This window comes from Rhodopirellula sp. SH410 (assembly GCF_055811895.1).
In genome coordinates, this window is the sequence record NZ_CM147949.1 from 4397544 (window position 1) to 4423404 (window position 25861).

Below are 25861 nucleotides of genomic sequence, written 5' to 3' on the forward strand. Positions count from 1 at the left end.
TTTGAAAAAGGGTTAAGAGACGATATCGGACGAACCATGGTCAGAATGCCGAGTCGATTACTTCGCTCGATGCCGACGTGCCGAGTGCCCCCCACAACCCAAACGGACTCTGCGATCCAGCTGGAATGGGACCTCCCAGGTAGACCTGCGAGTTTTCCTCTTTGCCGGACTCGATGGAATCAGTGATGAACTTGACTGCACCATCACCCATCAACACATGGCAACCGCCTTGGTGACGGCTACCCGGAGGAACGATCGCGGCGTTGCCGTGGTAATTACTTCGTCCGCCGGTGCCTTTCGCGATGCACATCTCCTTGTTGGGCGCCAGAATCGTATTGACCTGACCATACATGGGTCGTCCGGATGCCCACTTGAATCCGCGTTTCTGCTCGCCGTCTCCAATATTCGTTCCGCTCTTCCAAAACTGAGGGCGTTCGGGATCGATATATGTACGGCATGACAAGGCTTCGCCAGGCCCGCGGATCCCCTGGCCGGTTCCGCGACCGCTCGCGGCTCCTCCCAGGTCGGCTTTCCCGTGAGTCCGCTTGTCTTGATCACCCAAGCCGGAAGGGATTTCACCCATCGCGATGGTATTCGAAAGTCCGTCCAAGACGTCACGGAAGTAGGTATCACCCCGCGATTTGAAAACACCACGACAGGATGTCTTGGCCAGTTCCGCCAGGTTCGTGGGGCTGCGTTCGTTCCCCTCTTCATCCGCAAAACCATGGTTGTTGATATACGCCGAATCTCCCGAACAGGCGGCGTAATTGCTGCGACCGGCCGCGGGCAGTCCCCGACCTGGATCGCTGGGGCAACGCAGCCCGGGGATTTCCGTCAGCCATGGTTCGTAGCGGCTGATGGCGTGGTGGGTCAAGTTGGCTTGCGGATTGCCGCCCATCGGTTGATGGATCTTCCCGTTCTGGTCTTGCAGCGGGTTGGAGATTTGTTGCCACAGAGCCTGCTGCTCCATGAACGGCATCAAGCCGACCAAGATGCTCAATTCTTGGCGGTTATTCGAGAGGGGAGCCGTCGTTCCACCGTTCGGTGCTCCCGACGCGTTCGTGCCGCCCTGTAGCCGAGGAAGCTGATTGTAGGCCGAGTGATAATTGTGGATTGATAAACCAAGTTGCTTGAAATTGTTGCTACAGCTCATCCGCCGCGCAGCTTCCCGAGCGGCCTGGACCGCGGGTAATAGTAGACCGACGAGCACGCCGATAATCGCAATAACGACCAACAGTTCCACCAACGTGAAACCTCGATTCATCTGCGGGGTCTTTTGTGAAGTCATTCAAAAATTCCATGAAAAAGGTGTTTAGGATGTGCGAAAAATGCAATTAATGGGCATTAACGGCCCCATGTTATTCTATGCCGACAAATTTTGCCACAGTGCCGAGAGTCTCCTCGAATAAGCGGACTTTCTGATCACCGTCCTGAATTATCGCGAAAAACAGTCCAATAGAGCGAATCCGTCTCCCCCCAATGCTCAAGGGAGCAGGGAGAAAATTGTGACTCAAGCGACTACCAATCTCATCTGTCAATCTGTTGTGATGCCAACCAACACTCTCACCCCCCGAATGCCGAACCGATTATTTAGGAACGAGCGGAAAATAAGTGGCCGATCGCTCCGCGGTCGGAATAGTCGATGGCGGAGCGTTCGACCACAATTTCAGACAGTAAATTTCCGCTCGTTCCTTAACGAGTTCGCAGCATGATGGTATTTGCACCGCGCGTTCGATTGACTCGTTGGGCCCACGATATTCGGTAAGAGGCGAGACTGGCACTCCATATGAGAGAGACGATGCGGTTTCCCCCAACGCCAAACCCCCTCTGCCGCGGATTGCGGGAGAGGGGGGCGAATGACAGACCTTAGCGAGAGGGTCTCAGAATTAGCGAAGCACGTTTTCGTCGGACGAATCCGTTTTCTCAGCAATCTCAGTCGCCGGCAATTCGCTCGCGTCGCGAGGTGCCTGAAGCGTCGCCATCGCATACTCCTGCCATTGGCTGATCGTGTCGATCACCTGCAAGAGCGAGAACGCTTCAATCGGAGCGATCAACGTCAGCTCATCTGCGGCTGTCGATGTTTCCACCGGGGCCGACACCTCGTTGGCAACGAGGTGCTCTGCGATCGCAGCATCAGAACTTTCATCGGCAACCGGTGCGAGTTGCTCGGCATCATGGCCATCGATCGCCACAATTTCTGACACCGCGATTTCCACTGCGGCGGGGGACTCAACCTGCTCGGCTGCCATTTCAGCGACCGCGACTTCCTCGCTAACGTCCGTTTGCGTCTCACTGGCGGCAACCTGTTGCGTCGCAATCGCATCGGGAGCTTCGTCAGCGACAGGTGCGGGAATCTGCTCGCCGTCGATATCCATGGTCAAGATATCCGTGACAGCGATTTCCTCGACGGCCGGAGCGGCGACCACATCGGCGGCAAGCTGCTCGAGCACAACCGCGTCGGCGGCATCCTCGACGGCCGGTGCGAGGACCTGCTCGCCATCGGCATCCATCGCCAACACTTCCGCGACAGCAACTTCCTCGACGGCCGGAGCAGTCGCCTCATCGGCAACGACTTGCTCGAGCACAACCGCGTCGGCGGCATCCTCGGCGACAGGTGCGAGGACCTGCTCGCCATCGGCATCCATCGCCAACACTTCCGCGACCGCGACTTCCTCGACGGCCGGAGCAGTCGCCTCATCGGCAACGACCTGCTCGAGTGCAACGTCGGCGTCGGCATCCTCGGCGACAGGTGCGAGGACCTGCTCGTCTTCCAACTCCATCGTCACCACTTCAGCAACGGCAATTTCTTCGACAGCCGGTGCATCGACCGGGTCGATGACGACCTGTTCTGGCGAAGCTTCTGCTGGCGTCTCTTCGGCAATATCGTTGACGATGTCCGTGGTGCCGCCGGTCGACATTGCCAGCCAGCTGCCGACGGACTCGCCCAGTGCCGCGAGCGTCAGGTCACCGAGGTGATTCTGCTCGACAAGTTCGGCAGTGCCGTGGATCAGCTCGTCGAGCAAGCAGTCCGGCGACATCTGAATGGCCGGTTCCGAGACGGCGACCTCACTGGCGACTTCAACACCTGACGGTTCCGAAAGCGATACGTAGTTCTTCGGACGGATCGGCTGGACCGTGGTCAACGACAGATAGTCCAGCTCAATGTCTCGCTGGGCGATGTCGTAAGGGAAGTAGGCATCTGGAATCGTTGCGATAACCGGAGCAGACCCGACGCATGAGATAACATCATTGACCACAACTTGGTTGGCGCTGGCGGCAGCGGGCGACGAAACTTCGCTGTTGTCGATCGCGTCGACGCTCCACACGACAGGACCGTCATTGAGCCACCAGAAATTCAATGCCGCAATCTCATCGAGCTGTTGCTGCTGTTGAGATGGTGTTACGGCGTCCCACTCCGTTTCCGTATCGGCGGCTGGAGAACTCTCCAACGATGTCGTTGCTAACGGTGCCGACTCAAGCGGCCGCGATGAGTATGGGCTCGACTCCGGGGAGGGCGACCCGAGGGGTCCCACCATCGCGAACGGTTCCAGAAACTGCTCCACCGGGATACCGATCCTCGCTGCTGAGGCACTGACGGCTGCGGCGATAGTCTGATTGAATTGACTGGACGTGCGATGGATGGGATTCGCGGTCACACGGTCGAGGTGATCAACCGGTGAGGTTACCGCCGCAGCGGCTTGGGGGCTGAACTCGTGGACGAGAATTGAGATGCCACCGAGATGGACAGGGGGCCCATCGGCAGCCACGGCCGGCGCTGCGGCGGCGATGAGCGAGCCACCCGTAAAGAATGCGGCGAGCAACATCCGCCGACGACGTCCACGACGGGTGGCACAAAAGCGAGATGCGAAGTTTTTGATAGTTTTGAATGATTGCGATTTCATTTGAATAATCCTATGTAATTGAACCTGCGATCCTTCGCTGGCGTGAGCCTCCCGTGCGGGGGCGGCTTACAATATGAACGGCGATAGGTTTCAGAGGTCAGCGAGCAATAAACAACGCCCGCTTGAGGTGGGAAAGTTGAGGTGGGATTCGATCGATGTAGGCCGACACGGATGAATGTGCGATCCGGATAGTAGATAAGAAACCGGTCTTATCGCCCGTGTGCCGACCTGCATCAATCGCGGCATAGCACGTTATCGACGACCTCACCGACTAGGCGATAAGATTCGATAAGCGAAACTGGGCCTTTAGGCGAAAACTCCCCGTTTGTATCGATTGCAGGGGAATGATCGCGAAATCGCCGCCTTGATCGTTCGATCTTCTCGCCCCACACTGATCGAATGCCTCCCCTTTCTCCCCAATCCCGATTGATTGCTCATGCCCCCTGATTCCAAACAGCTCGTTGACTCAACCATTCTGTTTCGATTTGAGGTACGTTTGCTGCGTCAGAAGATGGAATGGACCGCACGCGGGCTGAAGCTGCCTGAATCATGTCGCATGCCCTCCTTCGCCGCCCTGTCGGGCGGCCCCATCTTTGCCGACCTGCGCGTGGCCTGGTCAATCGAGGGCATTGGATTTACGGTCAAAGTCGCGGGCAAGCGAGCCATGCCATGGTGCCGCGACACCCGTCTGGACGAGAGTGACGGACTGCATCTTTGGATGGACACGCGAAACAGCCCGAATATCCACCGCGCCACGCAGCACTGCCATCGCTTCCTGTGGCTTCCCGCTGGTGGCGGCCCCCAACGGGAACGCCCCGTTGCCCAGCTCGTGCCAATCAACCGAGCCCGTGGCAACCCGAAGCCCATTGGCAGTCAAGCCCTGAAAATTCATGCCGCACCCAAGCACGATGGCTACGAAATGTCAGGCTGGATCCCCGCCGATGCAATGACCGGTTACGACCCCATTGATCAACCGCGAATGGGATTCTTCTATATGGTCGCCGACCGCGAACTGGGGAACCAATCGTTAACCCTGAGCGAACAATTCCCGATCACCGAGGATCCTTCGCTGTGGGGCGAAGTCGCATTGATCAAGGGCTAGTTCCGTTTTCCGGGGCCGACGCCCCACGCGGTACCCAACCGTCGCTATCGCTGCAGGTCCAACCCGGCCAGCGTGCGACAAACCAAATGCGGGTGCAAATGGGTTTCGAACTCGTGATGCGATGAACTCTGCAGCGCCGAGGCAATGCAGTCACAATCACCACCGGTGACGACCACGCAGTGCGGGCTGCCATAGAGCCGCACGAGCCGTTCGATACCGCCAACGACGCTCGATAAAATCCCCAATCGAATGGCTGCGATCGTGTCCTGTGCAGGCACGCGATGCGACGACGAGAGGGTGCTCGATTCGCAGGACGCCTGCCAATCAATCTGTGGTAACGCATCCGTGCCCGAGGCGAGGGCTCGTGTTTGCATCTCCAGGCCTGGGATGATCGCACCGCCCCGATAGACACCCTCGGCATCCACTAAATCAACCGTCACGGTGGTACCGGCATCGACCACCACGAGCGGCCGGTTATAGCTCTTGGATGCGCCGACGGCGCCGACGAGTCGATCGATGCCCACCCGCTCGGGAGACTCGGTCGCGATTGCAATCGGCAAATCGTCAAAGGTGATTTGACGGAAGTGGACATGATCACCAGTGAGCGAACGAGTGAGCGAAATGAGCTCAGTCGTTTTTGCACGATTGACATTGGCGATGCGCACGTCCGCCGGTTCGCTGCGCGAGCGTTCAGACAACGTTTGCGATAGTGATTCCATCGCCTGTGGATCGGAGACTCGCTTGACGATCGTGTCCGTTTCCTCGGCGAAGGCAACTTTGATCGCCGTATTACCAACATCGATCCCGATGATCACGCTTGCTCGTCCGGCTTGGCATGGTCACTGGCTTGGGCGCCGCTATCCGGAGTCGCGAGCGTCCGCCCCATCGGCGATTGCTTGCCCCACATTTCCGGGATATCACGTGCTTGGTGATCATTTGAAAGTGACGCAGTGGGCCCTAGTTTGTGAGGTGACACCCGTCGTTTTCGCTTGCTATGGACCGGCACATCGACTTCGCGAATCGGGTTCAATTCCTCGCCCGCTTCTAACATCTGCTGGCGTCGGGCAGCAACGCGGTCCATGATGGCTTCGACAAGTTCTCGCAATCCAATTTCTGCGGCCGCACTGATGCCGAACAACTCGCGAGTATGCTCAACCGGGTGTTCCGCGAAGTATTGCTGCATTTGCGAGAACACCTCGCCATCGATATCGAGTTCGCTTTTCGTCAGCACGACCATTTCGTCACGATCGGCCAACCCCACATCGTATTGACGCAGCTCTTCGCGGATTGCTGCATAGTTTTCAATGGGATCACTTCCGTCGACAGGCGTGGGTTCGACGAGGTGCACGAGTAAACCGGCGCGCTCGACGTGCCGCAAAAATTCGTGGCCAAGTCCAACACCTTCGCTGGCACCCTCGATCAGACCGGGGATATCGGCGGTCACGAACGATCGTTCTTCATCAACGTCCACAATGCCGAGGTTGGGAAACTTAGTCGTGAACGGATAATCGGCGATCTCCGGTCGGGCACTGGAAATGCGTGACAGCAGCGTGCTCTTGCCGGCATTGGGTTTACCGATCAACCCCACGTCCGCGATGGACTTCAGCTCCAATACCACGTGGCGTTCTTCACCGGGCTCGCCAGGTGTGTGCGCCCGTGGAACTTGGTTCGTCGACGTCTTGAAACGCGCGTTCCCATGGCCACCGCGTCCGCCACGACACAGTACAAACGTTTCGCCTGGCGTCGTCAGGTCTTTGATCACGAAGCCATCGGCGATGTCGATCACGCTCGTCCCACAGGGGACGTACAATCGCATCTCACGGCCTTTACGACCGTGCCGCAGTGAGCCTTCGCCATGCCGCCCCTTATCAGCGCGAAAAAATCGGCGGTTGGCAAATGCTGCGAGCGAGTTCACCCCCACACGGGCTTCGAAGATAATACTGCCGCCCTTGCCGCCGTCACCGCCATCGGGGCCGCCGCGTGGGACAAATTTCTCACGCCGGAAGCTCGTGCAACCGTCGCCGCCCCGGCCAGCAGTGAATTCAACTTCGACGCGATCAATGAACATTCTGAGAGAGCTACTAGCTTGTTCGCTTCTAGCTGCTAGCTTTTTCGGCTGGCGACTGTGGGCGGTGGAGAGAAACAAAAAAAAGGCGTGATGACGGTTCATCACGCCTTCATGGTAATGGAAATGGCGTCGAGGTGTAGGATGGGACCATTGTCCCCTCTGACGCGTATCAGATCGCTCGGGACCAGGGTCTCAAGCGACGATATTCCTGCGTTCGCAGCTTGTTCCTAGAGGAACTTGGCCAAACGGCTGCACAGGTCTGCGGTGCGGCAGGAGTAGCCCCACTCGTTGTCGTACCACGACACAACCTTGACGAACTTGCCGTTGTCTCCGAGGACTTGGGTGAAGTCCGAAGCGAAGATACTGCTGTGAGAATCGTGCACGATGTCACTGCTGACGATCGGGTCGGTGGCGTAGAAGAGGATGCCCTTGAGTGGCCCTTCGGCAGCCTTCTTCATCGCTTCGTTGATCGATTCCTTGCTAGCTTCCTTGGCCAGGTTGCAGGTCAAGTCGACCACGCTGCCTGTTGGCACAGGAACCCGCATCGCGATGCCGGTCAACTTGCCTTGCAGTTCTGGAATCACCAAACCGACCGCTTTGGCTGCACCGGTGCTCGTTGGGATAATGTTCAGAGCGGCCGCACGGGCACGATACAAGTCGCTGTGCGGTTGGTCTTGAACGTTTTGATCGTTCGTGTATGCGTGCACGGTCGTCATCAGACCCTGCTCGATACCAAACGTTTCATGGAGCACCTTGGCAACGGGTGCCAAGCAGTTGGTGGTGCATGACGCGTTGGAGATGCACTGCAAATCAGCGGTCAGCTTGTCGTCGTTGACGCCCAACACGCACGTCAGGTCAGCACCGTCTTTGGCAGGCGCGCTCAACACGACTTTCTTCGCACCGGCTTCGATGTGGCTGTCATAGCCCGGCTTATCGCCAGACGCACGTCCGGTGAAGAAGCCTGTCGATTCGATCACGATATCGATTTTAAGATCCTTCCAAGGCAACTTGCGAGGATCTCGCTCTGCCAAGGCCGCGATCTTTTGGCCTTCGACCGTCAGCGACGAATCGTCGTAACTTACTTCGCCAGGATAGCGACCGTGAACGCTGTCGTACTTCAGCAGCATCGCCAAGGTGCGGTTGTCGGTCAAATCGTTGATGGCGACGACTTCAAATTCGTCCTTGCGTTCCATCAGGTTGCGGAAGGTCAAACGTCCGATGCGGCCGAAGCCGTTGATTGCTACTCGAATAGCCACTTTGCTCAGATTCCCTTGTTGGTGAAGTTCAGTTACCACTGTTGTTGCGCGGATTATAGGAACCTTCGCAACAATTGAAACAGCCCCCGCATCGTCGCTCCAACCGCTAACCGCTGCCAATTCCATGCCTGAATCGACTCCCAGCTCGCGAGAATCCACATCGCCGGGGATCCCCAAACGCCCCGCCGCGGCGGACCAAACCGCGTGGCGCCGTCCGGCGGGGGTGTCCGCTGGGACGTGGCGATATACCCACGAAGGGACGATCGCCTCCCGCTACAACGAATTTGTGGCCGGCACGCCGCTTTGCCGCGTCGATCTCGAATTGCTCGCAGAGATTTTCCCGGCCGTCTGTGGCTCCGAGATGGCGGCAGACATCCCCCCACCTTTACCGCATCGCGGCGCAGACGAGGGGCGCTCGAGCGCAGAGAATGCGGCCGAGAAAAAAAATGTGCAGTCGGAAAAATGGGTGCTCGATCTAGGCTGTGGTACCGGGCGAGCCTCCGAATTACTCTCCACGAGCGGTTATGACGTGCTGGCGATCGACCTCTCGCTGCCCATGCTACGCGAGGTCCGCAAGCGGAACCTGGCGTCGGTGATCCCGCTTCAAGCCAATCTCGTGGAACTCGACAGCTTGGCTGAGAACATCGCAGACGGCGCCGTGTGCCTGTTCAGCACGCTCGGCATGATCCAAGGTCGCGACAACCGGCGGCGTTTCCTCTCCCATGTGCGCCGCATCGTTCGCCCCGGCAACCCATTTTATCTCCACGTGCATCATCGCTACGCCGCGATCACCAACCTGCCCGGCCTGCGGCAACTCGCCCGTTCGGCAGCACGAGGTCTGTTCCAGCGCAATTGGGAATTCGGTGATGCCGTGTACGCCTACCGAGCACTGCCAGACATGTTCTTACATCAGTTCTCCCGCCGAGAGCTACGCGCCGACTTCGCAGCCTCGGGCTGGCAAGTACAGCGTTGGGAGCGATTGTCCCTCGATGGCTCCAGGCTGCTGGGGGACAGGGAGAGATCCATCGCGGGCGGATTTCTAGTGGTCGTGGAATAACTGGTGGTCGTGAAATAAGCAGTGTCTTGCAATCGCCAACGCATCGACGCAATCGACACGCTGTCCCTTCGAGTTGGCTTGTTTTCGCTGGAAAGCAAACCGTAGGGCCCGTTCCCACCGGCCATTTCCGGAAAGCAAACCGTAGGGCCGGTTCCCACCGGCCATTTCCTGAGCGTAGAACGGCACCGAGCCACCCCCGCCGGTTTGCTCCCTCAATGTATCGAACCGAACATCCGGGCGACGGTTACCGATAGGAACCGGATCGACGGGGCGCTGAACAACTTACCCCCGCATTGCATGTCGGGGCAATCTGGACAAAAGATGTTTTGTTCTACAAATTTCCACACATCGAAACCTGTCACTCCCCCGCCAGTTTGCCTGGCGGGAGGAAACGTTTTGCAATGGGATTGGTTCACTCTTTTCGAGAGGATGTCTCGTGCGACGCGCACATCGGCTTAGCCTCCTGGCCGGCGGAGCCGTCGGTCGACAATCCAGCATCATCGATTGACCTCCGTTGCATCGACAGCAGCGACTCGCGGTGAGGTCTCGGGGCTAATCGCCAGGGCCAGCCAACCGTCACGCAGTTCGAGTTGACTGATGGCGAGTCCTTCCATGGCAGGATGTCCGATGATTCGTGGTCCGGTCAGCGGGATGTGGCGTTGTTCCGACAAAATCTTGTTAAACAACGCACGAACTGCAATCCGCTGGCCCATCGTCATTCCGGGGCCGCGGATACTCAGGTGCCCGTCACGCACGAGATGCGCATCGAGGCCGTCGACTTTTGGCGCGTATCCCGCCCGCACGATGAACCGCGTCAGCGCCGCGCCCTCTGGCTCGGACAGCCGCACGACGCGCAAAGTGATCCATACTTTACCGTCGACAATTTCGATAGTAATCGGCCGCGTCGATGCAAATTCGATCATCGCATCGCCCGGGACATCATCGGGCAACGGCTTGGCATCCTGCCCGAACAGTTCCATCGTGTCGTCGTAAAACTGCTGGATCGATTTCGCGTGCCCAGTGGGGAGCAGACGTTCCAAGGTGTTGTTTAGCGCCGATTGGTGGATCTGCGCACTCATCCAGCTGTCGCTCCACGCACGCGGGCGAGGCGTGTGAGATGCGAGCTGCCAATCGCCGGCCAAACGGTAGCGGGCAACGAGCCGCTGCGGTGTCGTTTCCAAATCGATGACTTTGGGATCGAGGTCGAGACGACCGAGCGGGCCCAGCACCATGTCGCCGAGCTGCATTTCGGCAGCGAGCGTCTTTTCAGCGAGCTGAGTCTGCAGCTCCGTGGAAACTTCGCTGCGGATCCGATCGCTGCTGATTCGTTTGGCAACTGGGAGGGCCTCTTCGTAACGACTCTCAGCGATGCCGTGAACCAACGAGCCGATCAATGGCCAGCCTGCATAGGAACTCCGAATGCCTCGCAATCGCTGGTCGCCGGTCACGCTGACCTGGGTTTGACCAATTTGGTAGCCATTGGGGCGGATAATCAGCGGTGTCCGAGCGTCAAAATTATTGTGCCCGCTGCTCAATACGGTCACGCCCGATTGTCCGCCGTGACTGCGTGTCTGAACATCTCCATTGGTGCCCAGGGTGAGTTGCCATGAATCGGGTGACGGCTGCAGTTGCAGATTGAGATCCGATTTCACGGTGCTCACACCACGCACGGCGTTGCCGAGTATCGTTGCCTGGATCGGCTCGGTACGTGTTGGTACCGCCGGCAGGAATCGATTGAGCAATTGGGCGGAGATCGCGGTCCGCACATTCGCATTGCGATACGTCACGTCGATCGCTTTGGCGACGCGAGCGGCCTCCAGGCTCTCGGAAAACCGCAGCGTTTGAAAGGCTTCACTGACCTTGATCGCAGCCAAGTCGATCGAGTCGGTCTCTCCCCGTTCGAGATCGCTGAGCAGTCGGGCGTAATCGATCGGCTGCGATGTCCAGGATTGCAGTGATGCGGCGAGCGATCGAATCGCATCGTGCTGCAACCACTTGCGATGTTCGCTCTGCAACGAAAAGTGATCGAGCCGCGACAGGAACCGCTGGGCCAGGAGGGCGCGTTCGCCCGCGTCCCCACTCCGAGCGACGGCATCGATTTGGTCGAGCAGCAAGAAGGCGGCCCATCCCGATTCGTCGCCGGTTGCCTGCAACTGCTCACGAACGGCGGCGACCCGCAAAGACATTTCCTCGCCATCACTGCGAGCGTTCAAATCGGAGCGTTCATTTTGAAAACGTGCGAGAGAATACCCTGTACTCTCGGTCGCCCGTTCAGCGTCGGGGACCGATGTTGCAGATTGGCTGGTGGGTGAATTATTTTCTTCACCTGACATACGAGCCAATTGCCAAATCGGTCCCCAAACGGCAGCCCGACGGGAGAGCGCGTGGGACGCTCTCAACCATCGAACTTGTTGGTCGCGTGCCGGCACTCGTTCGGCTAACTGCAACCCTGTATCGGACAATGCCGCGAGCTCGCGGATTTGGTCTCCACTGCGTTCGTCGCCGATTCGCGGCAACCGGTGCAGTTCGTCGAGCGACCGTTCGACTTGCTCCGCCCACTCGCCCATGGCCAGCGTCGTTGCTTGACGTTCCTCCACCGGCGCAGGCACATCGTCACGATCAAGACGGTCCGCGCGGTCGAAGAGCTCCTGCATGATCTGCTCGTTGGTATGCAACCGCAGCGACCCAGCAGGGTTGTCGGCAGGCGCCGTGACGGACGCCAACATGCTATCGCCGCTGATTCGGCGCTGAGCCCGCACTTGCTGTGCGTCGGTGGAGATGCCCGCGAGATCTTGATAGAGTTGGATCGGCTGCGGCCACGTCACTGACTTTCCAGTGAGTGCAGACGCGCGTTCCTCTCGGACCACGGGTCTCGACGCCGAGACCGCTTCGGAGCGACGCGCGTCGGCGGCATCGCGAGTCGCTTGATCGATTGTCGGACCGACAAACTCGACAGGGCGCGGAGACTCTTTCTCGACGCGGTGCACCGCCGCAGTGTATTGCGCGTCCGACGCGACCGTCGCTGCCCAAGTGACCATCGGGGTCAAGCGATTCAGCCAGTCGTCAAGACTCTCTCGCGAGTCAACAACTCGCTGCGAAGAGTTCCCGGTGGCGGCGTAGGGATCGTCCATTCCAGGGGCAAGAATGGAGGGGAGGTCGAGGCAGGCTGTGGGAGGAGCCTCCTGTCCCGAGTATCCCGCGAGCTCCGCCACCGGGTCTAATACCGGCGCCAACAACGTCTGAGCGATCACCTGGTTGCTCGATCCCAGGTCCGCTACATCTGACGAGCGTCCGCTCTCGTCACGACCATTTCCCAAATCGATGCTGCTTGTCAAAGCATCCATCGACGCACCGGCGAAACGCACTGGCGTCGCCAACCCTCGCATACCTCGGTCCGGCCGATGCTCGGGACCAACGTCTTGCAGCGACCGAAACATCGAACTGTTCGCCAGTTCCTCGCTGTCGATGGCTGCGATCTGCAGGGAGCCGTCGCCGACATCGGGGGTGGAACGGAAGACACGATGGGCCGTCGACACGATACGTGCCATGGTGGATGTACCCAGTGTCAACGAACGTGACGAAGTCGAGTAAAACTGTGAGTCCCAACACATCGGTAGTGTGGTCGCCGCGACCAGCGCGGTCGATGCGAGTATGGGCCACAGAAGCAGTGCTCGTTTAACGTCCTTGTCCATTGTTCCAATGCCCGGTCGAGGCATCCATTGCAGTGCGGGGGAGGTGCACGGGGCGAACGTGACACGTGAAACGCAACGGCAATCGTTGCCCGCAATTCACATCTTCACAACTCCTTCGGGCTCTCCAGCAATCGATGGTGTAAACACCCCAGATTACCTAAGCCCGAATGACGACGTGCCCCATAAACTCTCACTCGTCGTCACCCTTGCTATCGTCGACCGGGGCCGCGGAAAATCAGAATGGATTGCCGCGGTGATGCAGAGGTTAAGAGCGTGGGAATCAATAGGATCGCAACAACCCGTACAGGCCGCAGAAAGGGAAGCCGGGAGCGGCGGCGAGAGCCCGGCCGCGTTATTTGAGATAAAGATCCCGATTAGGAACCGGGCGTGTCCTCCACATGCTGCACCGTTCGCCCGCTGCTCGGCAGGACGAGCTGCATGATGGACATGTCGTGCAGTCGCCCAATCTTGCGACCGACATTGCGAATGTTCCCGACGAGTTCGAATCCACAACTCTCATGCAATCGGGTCGAGCCCTGATTCAGCGCCCCGCCGCCAATGAACGCGACCAGATTGAGAATCCCCTTCTGTTTGCAATCATCGATCAATCGCATCAGCAATTGCTTGCCAACACCGCGACCGCAAAAATCTGGATCGAGGAAGATGCTGTTCTCAGCACTCGGATGGAAAGCCGTCCGGCCGTAAAACAACTTGGTGCTGGCGTAGCCGACACAGACCCCTTCCAGCTTGGCAACGAGAAACGGGTAGTCATCATCGAGACACAGATTGATTCGCTGCCGCATCTCCGAACAACTCGGCGGCACCTCTTCGAAGGTCGCGAATGTGTTGATGACGTAGTGTCGATAGATCCGCGCGATCGCTGCCGAATCCAGGTCAGGATCGACGGTCGAAATCTGGATTTGCGAACGGTTGCTGCTCAATGGTCTGGCCCTCTCTGACGTGCGACAAAATGGAAGACTCGAAATTCTCACAGCCGGTCCGCTGTTTGGATACGGGGGTGCGCCGACGTCTCCTCTGCACTTCCGTGCCCCCCACCAAGTGGCGAGCGAGTCATTGCTCACATCGAGCCGCCCACCCCGTGAAACAGCGTGAAACCCCGCCGATCATCGCTGCCAGACGAGATCTTTCGTCCACGTCCAAAGCGACCGTCGGTCAATGAGAAGCTCGCGTCGCGATGGACGACGCCCGAAAAGAGGCATGCTCACGGCTTGCATTCGGCGCCCGCGATCCCATCAATCCAACGCGATCCATCCCGCCATCTACCACCCTGCGGTGTCGTGCGACATTCGGCTGGCGACGAGCTACCGAGCGAATTCGCCGGCGCAGCGCCGCGAGAAAGAACGGGCGTGGACGGACGTGATCCAACGGCGCTATCATTTCATACTGCTCGTCCTGCCGGTGACCATGCCTAGCGAAGAACGGCTGAAGCCGAAAACATGCAGGTCCGGGAATGTCTTTCGGTCTACTGGCCGTGTTGGCGTTCGCCACGGCTCTCGCTTCTAACCGGGGCTAACGCTGGGCTGTTAAAACTTTGGGGTTGACGGCAGCGAAACGGGCAAGGGTTTTGTTCCGCTTTTTCAGCCCGGAGGGCGGCACATCACCTGCCGGTGGCGTAAGCCACCGGTGCCAGAGGCCTCATAGTCAGCTAGCCCAGAGGGCGACACAACTGGCCTGCATGTGTCATTGTGTCGCCCTCCGGGCTAGCAGCGTAAGTTCAGTTTCAGTCCGGTGGCTCACGCCACCGGCCATTCATATGCCGCCCTCCGGGCTAAAGTCAGCAGCAAGTTCCTGGAACAAAACCTGCGTAAACAGAAACCGACGTCACCCGCGTCGCTGGCGATGGATCCAGAAAAACCTCGACCGGCAATCGTGATCCGGATGCCCTCAGGCATCCGGTCATGCCACCCCCACACGCGTTCACGCGAGTCGACTCCTCCAATCAACACGCCCCTCGGGTCCGCGGCAACTAGGTGGCATGCAGCCGATTCCCCAGACCGGTCCAACCCGGTGGACTTTCAAAGGCGTCTTCTCCTGCGCCCAGTAGCCCTGACATCCACCCTGGAACGTCGCACCATTGACGCACCAGAAATATCGGGCGAGATCTCTACGGGGACGCAACTTGGCAAGGGATCACCCGTCCATACCACGCCCGTAGTGCGGTCAGCCCAGGGTGACTCGACGCACGCCGGGGTGTCCAAATTCGCTCACTCGGCGCAGGAACTCCTACCTTGAATATCCCGCCACTGGAGGGCCGCCACTTCAATCCGAGCAGAGCCACGGCGAAACAGCATTTTGCGAGACAGCAGATCGGGCTGCCCCGCTGGGGCCCAAGCACGCCAAGAGCAATTCATCTTGCTACCATCGACGTGCCCTGAGATGAACAGACAACGGACAGAGCGTTGTCTGGGGTTTTGATCGCGCCGCGTCTTCCAGCTAGAAAACGACGCAGAGATATCGCACCGCCCGTGTTTAGCCGGCGACCTTAAGCTGCGGGCGAGCAGCGGATCCGAGCAGATCACGGAGGCGTTCAAATTCTTCTGCGTCGGTGAAGTGGATCGTGATCTTGCCGCGGCTACGCGCCGATGCCTTGATCTCGACTTTGGTGCCGAACACCATCCGCATCTCTTGCTGCATCGCCTCGATGTGTGGCGGGATCGGCTTGCGTTTCTGACGCGACTTATTGGTGACCTTAACACCAGTATCTGCATCTTCCTCGTTTCGCAGCATTTCCCCGACAGCGGTTTCAGTCACGCGTACGTTCCAGTTCTCAGCCAAGATTTTGCCCGCCATTTGGAGCTGGACATCTTCTTCACCGATCGGCAGCAGTGCACGAGCGTGTCCGACGGTGAGCTCACCGGAGGTAATCATCTCGAGAATCGCCGCAGGCAGTTCCAGCAATCGCATCAGGTTCGCGATCGTACTTCGGTCGATGCTCAAGCGTCGGGCGAGATCGTCTTGCTTACATTGATGTTCATCGATGTAGCGTTTGAACGACATCGCCTTTTCAATGGGGTTGAGATCCTTGCGCTGCAAATTCTCGATGATCGCCAGTTCGGCGACCAACCGGTCATCAGCTTCGCGAACTTCGGCGCGAATGGTTTTCAGACCTGCATGGATGGTCGCACGAAGACGACGTTCACCACTGATCAGTTGGTACTTGCCGTCGACGACGCGCACGAGCACCGGCTGGAGCTGCTGGTGGTTCTTGATGCTCTCGGCGAGCGACGCGATCTCGTCGGGGTTAAACTCGCGACGTGGCTGAAATGGGTTGGCGCCGATCTCGTCAATCGACAGTTCGAGAGTTCGCACTGAGGATGCACTCCCCTGCTCGCTCGCGACAGGCGTTTGAGTAGCGGCACTGGCACTCTTGCCCTCAGGAGCAAATGAGCTGGGTTCTTCCACGGGCATGCCGTCGTCGTCCATCGACGATCCGAGCAGTGCAGCCAGTCCCTTGCCGAGACGCCGGTCTTTCCCACCACCGGAACGTTGCGCGGCACCACCACCACGATTCGAAGAGTTGGATGAATTCCCGGACGAGGATCCTTGGGTCGTTGCACTAGTCACGCTGCAGCACCTCCATGCAAAGTTGAGTATAAGCGAACGCACCGCGGCTGCGCGGCGCGTATTGAAAAACAGTCTGGCCGTGACTGGGGGCTTCGCAAAGAGCGACGTCCCGCGGCACGACATTTTCGAAAACAATATCGCCGAAGAAGTCACGCACGTCTTCGTCGATCTCACGAGTCAGTTCGAGTGACTCGTCGTACATCGTCAGCAAGATTCCGCCGAACGTCAGTCGGCCGTCGGTAGCCCCGATGACCTTCTTAATGGTCCCGATCAGCTGAGCCACACCGACCATTGCAAAGTACTCGCACTGAATCGGAATCATCACCTCCGTGCTCGCCGTCAGAGCGGTCTCCGTCATCGCGCCGGCGCTGGGCGGGCAGTCGATTAGAATATAGTCGTAGTCGTCCATCACACTATCAAGATGAGCACGCAACTGCGCCGTCGCGTGGGCATTCGAATTAGCCATCACGTCGGCGTCTTGAAAGCGACGGCTGCCGGGCAGAAGGCTGAGCCCGGGTGTCTCCGTTTGGATCACCGATTCGCTCAGCGGCGATTCACCGAGCAGAGCATGGTGAGCGGCCGGTTCACTACCAACCGCACCGGTGGCATTGCACTGCGGATCAATGTCGATCAGCAAGGTGCGGTTGCCGGCCAGCGCCAATGCCGCAGAAAGATTTACGGACGTCGTCGTCTTGCCGACTCCGCCTTTCTGATTAACGACACTGAAGATCCGAGCCACCGTGGGGAGTTCCTAATATTGCGTCCTGTCCGACTCACTAAGCCACTCGTTTCTAGGTGAAACTCGTCCAAAAGAACAAGGTCGGTTTCACAAGAAACCGACCTTGACGAGACGAGGACAGTTTGACTAGGCACGTTTCACATGGAACCAAGAGCCCCATTCACCCTCAGCCCCCTAGCTGTGTTCGCCAGAACGTGGACTCCCCGCCCCAACACAAAGCCGCCCCCAGCGACCACCAACGCTAACTAGCCGCCAAAGCCGCCACAGCGATCAAGCACCCCGCAACTACCTTCGCCAGAGAGCAGGCCCTTCATCTGGCGACAGCAGCACCGACAACATCAGTCGGGCTGACGAATCCAGTGCCGCTGGCGCGCAGGTGCCTGGTCGCCAACAACTTCATTCTCGCGGGGGCGGGAATCGCTTGCCAAGCGTCCGACGACGGCGCTCGGTTGTGACGCGGGATTTTGCACCGATTCGCTCGACGTCGTCGGTACTGTTGGTTCCTGCAGGATGGACTGCGGAAGATCACTCGCCATTTCCCACGGCGGAATTTTTGCAGCGGCCCGGGACTGACCTGCGGCCGACGTTTGCATGGGCTGGTACTGGCGGCCAGAAACAAACCGATTTGCTTTGGGAGCAGGCTGAGGAGCCGATTGGCGGTTCGCCAGTGCATCAAAGCGGCCATCATTGAAGTGTGTCGTCGTCAATGGCACAGCGAGATCATCGTAGGTGAGGGGCAGTCGCAAATCACGCCGAGGCCTTGCCTGCGCGTCCGAAGGGATGCCCCGCATGGATTCCGCCGATTGGGACTGAGACACCAGCGACATCGCCGTACTGGTCTGCTGCCGCATCGCGGCCGCACCACTGGATTGCGGATCAACGTACCAAGGGTCGTAGGATGGATCACCACCCGGATCGTAGGTCACCGTATCACTTGTGATGGCGAGCTCCGATTCAAAATCGGACACAACGCTCCGCACGCTGCTGCTGGGGGCCGGATCGACCGACGCACGGCGAAAGGGCAGCGCGGCAATGGTGCCACCGCAAACGATCACAGCACCGATGGTAAGACTTCGCACAGCAGGGGACTCTCAAGCTGGATGGTGAAAAGAAGACCAGCTTCGTCCTTGAAACGCACATGGATCGCTTCATGCGTGTGCTTCTATCTCACGTATCGGCGCTTTCGTTAGCCAAAATCCTCAGATTTTCGATTGTGCGGAAGAACCCGAGTATTCGCAAAAGTCCCAACAACGGGTAGCGATGCGGCCGCGCGTGAATCCCCCGAGTCGCTGCGTTCGCCACAACGCGGACTCCACCGCCTAACGACGCTAGCTACTTCTGATTCGGCGCGTCCGCTTTTGGATCATCCGACGGAAGCGTGCGCCGGAGGTTTTGGGGGCATGTCTGAAGTATCCAATGATTCATTTGTGGGATTGGATGGACAGCGTTAGACTGGGCCTGCCGGGGAATCAGACTGGGCCTGCCGGGGAATTAGACCGGGCCTGCCGGGAAATTAGACTGGGCCTGCCGGGAAAAACAGAGCGACGCTCTGCTGAGGTGCGGGCTTGGCAAGGGCATATCCCGGTCGATGGTACGCCGATGGTCTTGCCAGTCCGTGCCGAACATTCGTTCGGCACGGACGCTTCCTTGAACACATATTGGGTACTGGAGCGATGCCTAAAAAAACTTCCACTGCACTCCCACGCCCCCTTCCGTCGGATGAGCCCTTCTTTTCTCGCTGTCGCTAAGCGGCGCGCTCGATCAGCTCGCCCGACAGCTCGCCGATGGCGGTGCCCAGTGAGTCGAGAGTCTCGTCACGGCACGTGACTGATCTGCCAACCCAAGCTCGATTGAGGACGATCTCGATCCCCAAATAGACATCTGGCAAGAATTGCTTGCGAAGGGATTTTGTCAACGAATCGTTCGTACCTCGCCACGGATGGTTGCGGCGCACTTTCAGTTCAGGAGCGGAAAAGGATAGCTCATCGACCAAATCCATGCACCAGTCGATCTCGTCTTGGCGTGATGGATCATAGAGCAGCCCCACATCACCACGGCGCCAGTCCCCATCCCGAGTCTTGGCATTGAAGGTGCGTACCGACAGATGCACGACATACGACCAACTTCGCAGCATATCCAGAATCTGACGCTCGACTCGGTTGCGGTAGGGCGTGTAGATCTCCTCGACGATCGCGGCGCGAGAGAGCACAGGCAGCTCTCTGACCGCGGGCGCAAAGAGCTCGCGGTGATGCAGCGACCGCCCCACATCGATCAAGTCCGCTCGATGCTCGTTGCAAACGGCAACGCCACCGCTGCGATAGGCTAAGCGACGGGCGGCAAAGTTCGCCTCCCGATCGATACCCTGTCGAACCAATCGATCAGCTCCGATCCGGCCTGCCACCATGCCGGGGGGCGATGAAAGGTCAACGCTCTCCACATGCGACCGAAGTCGCATGGGGGTTTTCCAACCGCCGGTATCGCAGGTGATCAGCAGACTCACGCGTTAGGCTCCGGGGGCGAGCCGCCAGACGCCCAGTGATGAGCGCGTCCTGTTAACGACTCTAAGTCAGCCCAGAACTCCGGATACGTTTTCCGGGTGCAGGCAGGATTGACGATTTCAATGCCAGCGATCCGTAGACCGAGCAAGGCAAAACTCATGGCCATGCGGTGATCGTTGTACGTCTCGAGGACGACGGGCGTTTGAGCGGCAATGCGTTGTGCCGTCAGCGGATGGACGGTCAGACCATCTTCGTGTTCGTCGATCTGACCACCGAGCTTACGCAGTTCGATGGCCAGGTTTCCAATACGGTCGGTCTCCTTGAAACGATTATGCGCAACCCCACGGATTCGTGTCGGACCGTCGGCGAACAGAGCGACCACCGAAAGTGTTTGCACGGTATCGCTGATTTCGCCCATATCAACGTCGGTCCCGTGGAGCAGCGGCGAGGCGCTACCGACGGGCGGATCGGCCGGTCGACAATGGCCCTCGATTTGAATGCCGGCTTCGGTCGCGGTGAATTCGCAGCCCATCTGTTCGAGCACACGAGCAAAGCCCACGTCGCCTTGGCAGGCGTCCTCGTTTAAGTCACGCACGAGCACGCGGCCGCCGGCGATGGCCGCCGCAGCCCAAAAATAGCTCGCTGCCGAAGCGTCTGGCTCGATCGCGAATTCACAACCAAGGTACTCCCCGCCGACGGTGACACTGGACAATCGCCCGCGATCGTCCTGCTGCCACTCGGTCTGGCCACCGAATGCATTCATCAACTCGGCAGTCATCCGCACATAGGGCAGCGAGACCATTTCGCCCTGGATCTGAATTTGCGTTGAATTGCCGGCGATCGGTGCGGCCATCATGAGACCGCTCAAATATTGACTGCTCACCCCACCGCTGACACGGAGCGACTTGCCAGACCAACCGCGAGAATCGATTTCGACCGGCGGACACTTTCCCGGTGATACCGCCGCGATGCGGCCCGCGATCACAGGTTCGATCGCATCGACCAGATCCCCGATCGGTCGCTCGTGCATCCGAGGGATCCCCGCCAGGCGGTATCGCCCCCCGAACGCGGAGAGTGCGGCGGTCAGGAAGCGGATCGTCGTACCACTGTTAGCGATGAACATCTCGACGGGTGCATCCGTGCTGATCCGCCGTGCATCGTCACTGACGACTCCGCCAATCCCCTCGATGACCAACGTCTGTCCACCGTCGATGGGCTTGATCGAGACTCCGATCTTGGCCAGTGATTCGATCATCACCTCTGTGTCTTCGCTGACGAGTGTGCCCGTCAGCCGACTCGTGCCGCTGGCGAATGCGGCACAGATTAACGCACGATTGGTCAGGCTCTTACTGCCCGGTGGCCGCATCTCACCATCGACGGGCCCACCTGGAACGACGCACACCCGCGTGGACGGATTTGCTGCGATAGGGTCGGTCATGGCGGCAGTCATGGCGGCGGGGAGTCAGGACGATGTGGGATGGTCGCGGCAGGAGCGGAAACGATTCTCGCAGAACAATGGGCGACGATTCACGGTGCGATAAATTTCAGGGTAGACGATCTTGAAAACGATCCTGGGCGGTCAAACGAAACGTCTGCCTACCCAGCAAAGAACGGATCCTCGGTCTTATTATAGGCTTGCTGGCCCGGAATCCAAAGCGACCCCACCACCATGAGCGAAAGCGTTGCAGTATGGATCAGCCAGGCAGCATTTTGCGTCATCACGGTATGGGCAGTAACCAGGGACATCACAATCAGCACGGCCAGAAAACGCCGTTCGGCTCGCCTGGCCGCCGTCCCGGTCGTCAATTTTGCGAGCAGCAAGGCAGCGATGGCCACTAAAGGCAGTCCGAGCACGCTAAAAGCCGAGGTAATGAATACGATCTGAGCCATAACTTTACATCCTTGTGTGTCGCTGAATAGGCTCGGACATCCCGTCCGAGCGTCCGATGGGCGTCCTTGCCAACCTGACAATCCGCTTTTCACCTATTTCGCCCGTCTCAGGGAAGGCTGAACTTGAGTAAATTCCGATTTTTTTTCCCACAAAAAGAGCCCTCACCGGAATAATCGGCAAATTCTTCCTATTTTGACTGGGCGAGACCCTTCCGAAACGCCGAAACCAAGACCGGACACTTTTGTCACCCGACGATTTTTTGAACAAAAGCAATTCAATTTCGGTTTCTGCCATGACTGTTTCACGATGTGCCCATTTCCGTTTCGTGGCACCTAAAGCAACTGCGACGGCCTGGCTCAGCTGCATGCTGTGCGGCCTGATGCTCATCGGTGGATGCCGATTGTGTGCCGACTGCGACGAAGACGCCTATCCGTCGTACGGTGGAATTTGGCAGCGAACCCATCGCGATTCAGGCCGCGTGGGTAGCATTTTTGACCCGGGCGGCAACCGCGTCTCAGACCTTTCAGAACAGGCCCAGTCGGACGGTCCGAATATTACGAATCATGCTGGGTCGAGCGCGGACGGCGGGCAGGGCTCAGCCGGACCCAATCAGGGTCAAGAACGTGACATCATGGACACCGACGGCTTGGAACCGCCGCAGCCAGAGCGACCAGACGACTTGCAGGATCTCGAAAAGCGGTACCGGGATTTGCAATTGGAGGAAATCAACCACCGACGTCCCCCCGTCAACGCTGGACAATGGCAGTAGAGGAGCAGGCAGCGCGAAATATCCCTGCTAAGATACCGGGTTTTGGTTTCGCCAACGCCATCGTATCGAACCCAATAAGCCGCGACCGGCGCCGTCAACTGAACGTCTCCGCTCCGGTTCCCGCAAAGGCTCCCCCCTCCTATTTCCCTCCCGCAACGTGAGCGAGCGTTAACATCCCGTGTTCAAGGTTGATCCTCGCAAACTCGTGGGCCCAGCGATGGCAGTGGTGCTGTTCACCTTCGCCATTCGGTTGCTGCTCAACGAAGCCGGCAAAGTCTCGCGTGACGAATTTGTTCATGGCCTGACCAGTGTCCAGCCCGCGTACCTGTTCATTGCCGCTTTCTTAATCGCATTGAACTATGGGCTGCTGACGTGCTACGACTTGCTCGCACTGCGATATGTGCGGCGGGTGTTGCCACTGCGACGTGTCCTGTTGGTTTCATTCCTCGGCTACTCGCTCGGAAATAATCTCGGCACTCTGATCGCCGCCGCTCCGATCCGGTATCGCTTCTATCATCGCTGGGGATTGACCCACACTCAGATTGTGGCGCTCGTTTCGGTGCTAGGACTGACGTTCTGGTCGGGCGTCTGTGTGCTGGGTGGGGTTGCCCTGACGCTGGCGCCGATCGAACTGCCGGAGAAATATGCGTTACCCATTGGAACGCGAACGCTAGGCATCATCTTGCTCAGCATTAGCGTCTTCTACGGACTGGTCTGCGCGTTCTGGCACAAGCCTTGGCCGATTGGCAAATTACATCTGCGACCACCTTCGCTGGGTCTGGCGACCGTCCAAGCGTCCGTCGCAGCCGTTGATTTATTGATCTCGGCGACCGCCCTCTATCTCGTCATGCCCGGCAACGCGGTCGTCCCGTTTCCCATGGTGCTGGCGGCGTACTTGGTGGCGATTGTCATTTCGCTGATCTCACAGGTCCCCGGTGGATTGGGCGTTCTGGAACTCATCCTCTGGACCCTGCTCAAAGACACCGTCGGCCAACCGGTGCTCGCCTCGGTGCTGATCTTTCGCATTCTGTACTACTTCCTGCCGCTCTTCTTTGGCATGATTGTGTTGGTCGCGCACGAGATTTACAGTGGGGCTGTCGAAGCACGCACCGACGCGAAATTTGAGGCGGACCATCCGCTCAGTTTGTCGGGTGCCGAGATTCCCGCCCCAACCTCGACGGAGGATGCAGAATGAAATCGAGCTACAACTCACTCAGTGCCGAAGAAGCCCGCGTGATCCTGCACAAGGGAACCGAGGCGCCCGGCCCCGGAGGATACACCCACACGTCAGATGCCGGCACGTATATCTGTCGCCAATGCAACGCGCCGCTCTACCGCAGCGACAGCAAATTCGACAGCCATTGCGGTTGGCCCAGTTTTGACGATGAAATCGAGGGCGCCATTCTCCACGAGGTCGACGCGGATGGACGGCGCACGGAAATCATGTGCCAGAACTGCGGCGGCCACCTCGGACATGTATTCCAAGGCGAGCGGCTGACGGAAAAAAATACTCGCCACTGCGTCAACAGTATCTCGATGCGATTCATTCCCGCGGGTGGGGAACTGCCGGCGACGATCCAGGATCGTTGACGAGATCCGCGACCGCTCAATTGCTCTCGCTCTTCTGCTGACGAGCGATCGTCCACTCGATCGCGGCGATGAGCGCCCGGGCTTTGTTGAGCGTCTCCTCGTATTCTTTGTCGGGGTCACTGTCGGCGACGACGCCACAGCCAGCCTGCACGTGGTAGGCATTGTTCTGGAAAACGATCGTGCGCAGGGCCAAGCACGTATCCATGTTGCCGCGGTAGTCGATGTAGCCGACGGCACCCCCGTAGGGTCCCCGCCGGTGCGGTTCGATCTCGTCGATGACTTCCATCGCTCGCACTTTCGGCGCTCCGGAAACCGTGCCCGCCGGCAAACAAGCCTTGAGCGCATCGAAGGCGTCGAGCCCTTCACGCAGTCGTCCCCGCACCTCGCTGCTGATGTGCATCACGTGAGAGTACCGCTCGATCACCATGATCTCAGTCAGTTCGACGCTGCCGAAACGGGCCACCCGGCCGATGTCGTTGCGTCCCAGATCCACCAGCATGACGTGCTCGGCACGTTCCTTGGGATCCGCCAGCAGATCTTTTTCGAGAGCGATGTCCTCGGCTTCGTTGTCGCCCCGCGGCCGCGTTCCGGCGAGCGGACGCACCGTGACGACGCCGTCTTTGACGCGGCACATGATCTCGGGACTGCAACCGACCAGCACGCATTCCGGGGTGCGGACGAAAAACATGAACGGTGACGGGTTGACCACTCGCAGTGAGCGATAGACGGCGAACGGGTCGACGTCACTGTGCACCGTCAGACGCTGGCTAGGCACGACTTGAAAAACGTCACCCGCGCGAATGTATTCCACACAGGTGCGGACCGCGTCACAGAACGACTCTCGGGTAAAATTGGACTCGACGGGCAAGCGATGCCGCTGGTCGGCCTCAATCACCTCTTCGCACTGGTGCGGCAGCGGTTCGTTGAGTCGTTCGATTGTCCGAGCGAGTTCAGCGGCGGCCGCGGCATACACGGCGGCCGTGTCACTCGGCATGACCGCCGACCCACTGCCCTCGCCCGAGCCGCTCGTGTCTCCGTTTTCACAACGCGATGATCCATCGGCCGACGACGCGGTGATGCCCCGGCAATCCGCTAGCGATACGACCGTGATGGTTTTATCGACGTGATCGAAAACGCACAGCGTGTGATAAAACGCGAAATCCAAATCCGGCAGATTCCGATCGTCTTCGGTCGAGTCGGGTAGGTCTTCGACGTAGCGCACAACGTCGTAGCCCGCATAGCCGATCGCGCCTCCGATGAACGGGGGCAATGCATCGAGGGTGGCGGTACGATCATGAAAACGCTTGCGGAATTCATCCAGTGGATCATCGCACTGCGTGGTGACGGTCTCGCCCGTGGCCATGTTCGTTTGCGTGACGGTCTTGCCTTTGGCGGCGAATCTCGCCAGCGGCTTGGATCCCAAAAAGCTGTAACGGCCCACCTTCTCACCGCCGATCACGCTCTCGATCAAGAATGCGGGACCGCCGTCGTCCAGCAACGTGAAGGCGGTCACAGGCGTCAGTGAATCGGACAACAGACGACGATACACAGGCACGAAATCGTACTCACGAGCGAGTCGATCGAATTCGTCGGTGGACGGATGAGGCATGTTGGCTTTCTAAGGGAGTCGCGGCAAGCAAGCAGTTTGGACATTAAATGAATAATCGACAACCGGGACAACGCAAGCGATTATTGGGTTCACAGGCCTCTCC

Annotated in this window: 19 protein-coding genes; 5 read left to right on the forward strand and 14 right to left on the reverse strand. The window is 58.9% G+C overall.

Annotated elements, in window-relative coordinates:
- Nucleotides 1–40: 40 nt before the first annotated feature.
- Complete coding sequence (locus SH410x_RS16000; protein WP_473668801.1) at nt 41–1288, reverse strand: DUF1559 domain-containing protein; 1248 nt, start codon at nt 1286–1288, stop codon at nt 41–43.
- A gap of 598 nt (nt 1289–1886) precedes the next feature.
- Entirely contained in the window at nt 1887–3902 is a 2016-nt protein-coding gene (locus SH410x_RS16005) for a hypothetical protein (RefSeq protein WP_473668804.1), read from the reverse strand.
- A 556-nt stretch (nt 3903–4458) separates the two neighbouring features.
- On the opposite strand from SH410x_RS16005, the gene SH410x_RS16010 reads away from it, so the two are divergent.
- A complete protein-coding gene (locus SH410x_RS16010; RefSeq protein ID WP_473677324.1) occupies nt 4459–5004 on the forward strand; it encodes a DOMON domain-containing protein in 546 nt (181 codons plus the stop codon).
- A 44-nt stretch (nt 5005–5048) separates the two neighbouring features.
- On the opposite strand, the gene SH410x_RS16015 is transcribed toward SH410x_RS16010, so the two are convergent.
- The 3 genes from SH410x_RS16015 to gap form a co-directional block, all read right to left on the reverse strand.
- Nucleotides 5049–5819, reverse strand: a complete 771-nt coding sequence (locus SH410x_RS16015; RefSeq protein WP_473668806.1) for a type III pantothenate kinase — start codon at nt 5817–5819, stop codon at nt 5049–5051.
- Nucleotides 5816–7072 carry a GTPase ObgE gene (obgE, locus tag SH410x_RS16020; protein ID WP_473668808.1) on the reverse strand — a complete coding sequence of 419 codons (1257 nt, stop codon included), beginning with the start codon at nt 7070–7072 and terminating at the stop codon, nt 5816–5818. The genes SH410x_RS16015 and obgE overlap by 4 nt, the downstream gene beginning before the upstream one ends.
- Nucleotides 7073–7299: 227 nt before the next feature.
- Complete coding sequence (gene gap, locus SH410x_RS16025) at nt 7300–8328, reverse strand: type I glyceraldehyde-3-phosphate dehydrogenase (RefSeq protein WP_473668810.1); 1029 nt, start codon at nt 8326–8328, stop codon at nt 7300–7302.
- 124 nt (nt 8329–8452) lie between these two features.
- Between gap and SH410x_RS16030 the strand changes: the two genes are divergently transcribed.
- Nucleotides 8453–9385: a class I SAM-dependent methyltransferase gene (locus SH410x_RS16030; RefSeq protein WP_473668812.1), complete on the forward strand. Its 933-nt coding sequence runs from the start codon at nt 8453–8455 to the stop codon at nt 9383–9385.
- Between the two features lie 497 nt (nt 9386–9882).
- On the opposite strand, the gene SH410x_RS16035 is transcribed toward SH410x_RS16030, so the two are convergent.
- The 8 genes from SH410x_RS16035 to SH410x_RS16070 all read right to left on the reverse strand — a co-directional run bounded on the left by SH410x_RS16035 (nt 9883) and on the right by SH410x_RS16070 (nt 21789).
- Entirely contained in the window at nt 9883–12933 is a 3051-nt protein-coding gene (locus SH410x_RS16035) for a hypothetical protein (RefSeq protein ID WP_473668814.1), read from the reverse strand.
- Nucleotides 12934–13451: 518 nt separating this feature from the next.
- Nucleotides 13452–14018, reverse strand: coding sequence for a GNAT family N-acetyltransferase (locus SH410x_RS16040; protein ID WP_473668816.1), 567 nt, complete (start codon nt 14016–14018; stop codon nt 13452–13454).
- A gap of 1549 nt (nt 14019–15567) precedes the next feature.
- On the reverse strand, nt 15568–16662 hold the full coding sequence (locus SH410x_RS16045) for a ParB/RepB/Spo0J family partition protein (RefSeq protein WP_473668818.1): 1095 nt from the start codon (nt 16660–16662) through the stop codon (nt 15568–15570).
- Nucleotides 16655–17401 carry a ParA family protein gene (locus SH410x_RS16050; RefSeq protein ID WP_473668820.1) on the reverse strand — a complete coding sequence of 249 codons (747 nt, stop codon included), beginning with the start codon at nt 17399–17401 and terminating at the stop codon, nt 16655–16657. Before SH410x_RS16050 ends, SH410x_RS16045 begins: the two co-directional genes overlap by 8 nt.
- Before the next feature lie 338 nt (nt 17402–17739).
- Nucleotides 17740–18480, reverse strand: a complete 741-nt coding sequence (locus tag SH410x_RS16055) for a hypothetical protein (RefSeq protein ID WP_473668822.1) — start codon at nt 18478–18480, stop codon at nt 17740–17742.
- Between the two features lie 665 nt (nt 18481–19145).
- Complete coding sequence (locus SH410x_RS16060) at nt 19146–19901, reverse strand: N-formylglutamate amidohydrolase (RefSeq protein WP_473668824.1); 756 nt, start codon at nt 19899–19901, stop codon at nt 19146–19148.
- A complete protein-coding gene (aroA, locus tag SH410x_RS16065; protein WP_473668826.1) occupies nt 19898–21337 on the reverse strand; it encodes a 3-phosphoshikimate 1-carboxyvinyltransferase in 1440 nt (479 codons plus the stop codon). The genes SH410x_RS16060 and aroA overlap by 4 nt, the downstream gene beginning before the upstream one ends.
- A 158-nt stretch (nt 21338–21495) precedes the next feature.
- Entirely contained in the window at nt 21496–21789 is a 294-nt protein-coding gene (locus SH410x_RS16070; protein WP_473668828.1) for a hypothetical protein, read from the reverse strand.
- 293 nt (nt 21790–22082) lie between these two features.
- Here SH410x_RS16070 and SH410x_RS16075 point away from each other — a divergent pair, with 293 nt between their 5' ends.
- The 3 genes from SH410x_RS16075 to SH410x_RS16085 all read left to right on the forward strand — a co-directional run bounded on the left by SH410x_RS16075 (nt 22083) and on the right by SH410x_RS16085 (nt 24149).
- A complete protein-coding gene (locus SH410x_RS16075) occupies nt 22083–22559 on the forward strand; it encodes a hypothetical protein (RefSeq protein WP_473668830.1) in 477 nt (158 codons plus the stop codon).
- A 217-nt stretch (nt 22560–22776) separates the two neighbouring features.
- Nucleotides 22777–23754 carry a putative bifunctional lysylphosphatidylglycerol flippase/synthetase gene (locus tag SH410x_RS16080; RefSeq protein ID WP_473677325.1) on the forward strand — a complete coding sequence of 326 codons (978 nt, stop codon included), beginning with the start codon at nt 22777–22779 and terminating at the stop codon, nt 23752–23754.
- Nucleotides 23751–24149 carry a methionine-R-sulfoxide reductase gene (locus tag SH410x_RS16085; RefSeq protein WP_473668832.1) on the forward strand — a complete coding sequence of 133 codons (399 nt, stop codon included), beginning with the start codon at nt 23751–23753 and terminating at the stop codon, nt 24147–24149. The genes SH410x_RS16080 and SH410x_RS16085 overlap by 4 nt, the downstream gene beginning before the upstream one ends.
- Nucleotides 24150–24165: 16 nt before the next feature.
- On the opposite strand, the gene trpE is transcribed toward SH410x_RS16085, so the two are convergent.
- Nucleotides 24166–25758 (reverse strand): anthranilate synthase component I, encoded by a 1593-nt coding sequence (gene trpE / locus SH410x_RS16090; protein WP_473668834.1) that lies wholly within the window; start codon nt 25756–25758, stop codon nt 24166–24168.
- Nucleotides 25759–25861 lie beyond the last annotated feature (103 nt).

Coding starts and splice junctions, on each gene's coding strand:
- SH410x_RS16005 (WP_473668804.1), bottom strand. CDS start 3,902: ATGAAATCGCAATCATTCAAAACTATCAAAAACTTCGCATCTCGCTTT.
- SH410x_RS16000 (WP_473668801.1), bottom strand. CDS start 1,288: ATGACTTCACAAAAGACCCCGCAGATGAATCGAGGTTTCACGTTGGTG.
- SH410x_RS16070 (WP_473668828.1), bottom strand. CDS start 21,789: ATGGCTCAGATCGTATTCATTACCTCGGCTTTTAGCGTGCTCGGACTG.
- obgE (WP_473668808.1), bottom strand. CDS start 7,072: ATGTTCATTGATCGCGTCGAAGTTGAATTCACTGCTGGCCGGGGCGGC.
- trpE (WP_473668834.1), bottom strand. CDS start 25,758: ATGCCTCATCCGTCCACCGACGAATTCGATCGACTCGCTCGTGAGTAC.
- SH410x_RS16075 (WP_473668830.1), top strand. CDS start 22,083: ATGACTGTTTCACGATGTGCCCATTTCCGTTTCGTGGCACCTAAAGCA.
- SH410x_RS16010 (WP_473677324.1), top strand. CDS start 4,459: ATGCCCTCCTTCGCCGCCCTGTCGGGCGGCCCCATCTTTGCCGACCTG.
- SH410x_RS16035 (WP_473668814.1), bottom strand. CDS start 12,933: ATGGCACGTATCGTGTCGACGGCCCATCGTGTCTTCCGTTCCACCCCC.
- SH410x_RS16030 (WP_473668812.1), top strand. CDS start 8,453: ATGCCTGAATCGACTCCCAGCTCGCGAGAATCCACATCGCCGGGGATC.
- SH410x_RS16080 (WP_473677325.1), top strand. CDS start 22,777: ATGGCAGTGGTGCTGTTCACCTTCGCCATTCGGTTGCTGCTCAACGAA.
- aroA (WP_473668826.1), bottom strand. CDS start 21,337: ATGACCGACCCTATCGCAGCAAATCCGTCCACGCGGGTGTGCGTCGTT.
- SH410x_RS16085 (WP_473668832.1), top strand. CDS start 23,751: ATGAAATCGAGCTACAACTCACTCAGTGCCGAAGAAGCCCGCGTGATC.